Origin of the sequence: Pseudomonas wayambapalatensis (assembly GCF_049942315.1) — a bacterium.
In the GTDB taxonomy this organism is placed as follows: domain Bacteria; phylum Pseudomonadota; class Gammaproteobacteria; order Pseudomonadales; family Pseudomonadaceae; genus Aquipseudomonas; species Aquipseudomonas wayambapalatensis.
This window is the reverse complement of the sequence record NZ_JBNFMU010000057.1, coordinates 1-1587: the sequence shown is the minus strand read 5'-3', so window position 1 is coordinate 1587 and position 1587 is coordinate 1. Positions and strand designations below refer to the sequence as shown.

Genomic DNA, 1587 nt, shown 5'->3' with positions numbered 1-1587 from the left:
CCCTTGTAGGAGCGGGCTTGCCCGCGAATGCCACATCTCGGTGACGGTTTGTATACATTTATATAAAACGCACCAAAAAAATTCAGAAAAACGACATTTTGCCCTGTTCCAGTGCGATTGCTTCTTGATAGAGTCCGGAAAAAATCAATAAGTCCAATCCTCTTGGTGAGATGTCTACCATGATCGAATCCGTCGACCATTTCCTCGCACGCCTGAAGCAGCGTGACCCTGCCCAGCCCGAATTCCACCAGGCTGTCGAAGAGGTGCTGCGCAGCCTCTGGCCGTTCCTCGAAGCCAACCCCCACTACCTGCAGGCCGGCATCCTCGAACGCATGGTCGAGCCGGAGCGTGCCGTGCTGTTCCGCGTGTCGTGGGTCGATGACCAGGGCAAGGTCCAGGTCAACCGCGGCTATCGCATCCAGATGAGCAGCGCCATCGGCCCGTACAAGGGCGGGCTGCGCTTCCACCCGTCGGTGAACCTGGGCGTGCTCAAGTTCCTGGCCTTCGAACAGGTGTTCAAGAACTCGCTGACCTCGCTGCCCATGGGCGGCGGCAAAGGTGGCTCGGACTTCGACCCCAAGGGCAAGAGCGATGCCGAAGTCATGCGCTTCTGCCAGGCATTCATGAGCGAGCTGTACCGCCACATCGGCGCCGACCTCGACGTGCCGGCCGGTGACATCGGTGTTGGCGCCCGTGAGATCGGCTTCATGTTCGGCCAGTACAAGCGCCTGGCCAACCAGTTCACCTCGGTGCTGACCGGCAAGGGCATGACCTATGGCGGCAGCCTGATCCGGCCGGAAGCCACCGGCTACGGCTGCGTGTACTTCGCCGAGGAGATGCTCAAGCGTAAAGACCTGCGTATCGACGGACGTCGCGTGGCCATCTCCGGTTCTGGCAACGTGGCCCAATATGCGGCGCGCAAGGTCATGGACCTGGGCGGCAAGGTGATTTCGCTGTCCGACTCCGAAGGCACGCTGTTCTGCGAGGCCGGGCTGAACGACGAGCAGTGGGATGCGCTGATGGAGCTCAAGAACGTCAAGCGTGGCCGCATCAGCGAGCTGGCCGAGCGTTTTGGCCTGGAGTTCCGCAAGGGCCAGACGCCGTGGAGCCTGCCGTGCGATATCGCCCTGCCGTGCGCCACCCAGAACGAACTGGACGTCGAGGACGCCCGCGCCTTGCTGCGCAACGGCTGCGTCTGCGTCGCCGAAGGCGCCAACATGCCGACCACGCTCGAGGCGGTGGATGTGTTCATCGAGGCGGGCACCCTGTTCGCACCGGGCAAGGCGTCCAACGCCGGTGGCGTTGCGGTGTCGGGCCTCGAGATGTCGCAGAACGCCATGCGCCTGCTGTGGACGGCGGGTGAGGTGGACAGCAAGCTGCATGCGATCATGCAGTCGATCCACCATGCGTGCGTGCACTATGGCGAGCAAGCCGATGGCTCGGTCAACTACGTCAAGGGCGCGAACATCGCCGGCTTCGTGAAAGTGGCGGATGCCATGCTGGCGCAGGGGGTGGTCTGATTCGAGATCCTCGGGGCCGCTTTGCGGCCCAATCGCGGGACAAGTCGGAGCGCCGAACCGCCGCTCC

The 1587-nt window shown here is 62.8% G+C and carries 1 protein-coding gene; it reads left to right on the top strand.

The window, feature by feature from the left end:
- Positions 1–179: 179 nt before the first annotated feature.
- Positions 180–1520, top strand: coding sequence for an NADP-specific glutamate dehydrogenase (gdhA, locus tag ACPZMI_RS01690; RefSeq protein ID WP_186668366.1), 1341 nt, complete (start codon positions 180–182; stop codon positions 1518–1520).
- Positions 1521–1587: the final 67 nt, after the last annotated feature.

Bases quoted from the DNA above. Each gene is read 5' to 3' on its own strand.
- gdhA (WP_186668366.1), top strand. From the start codon at position 180: ATGATCGAATCCGTCGACCATTTCCTCGCACGCCTGAAGCAGCGTGAC.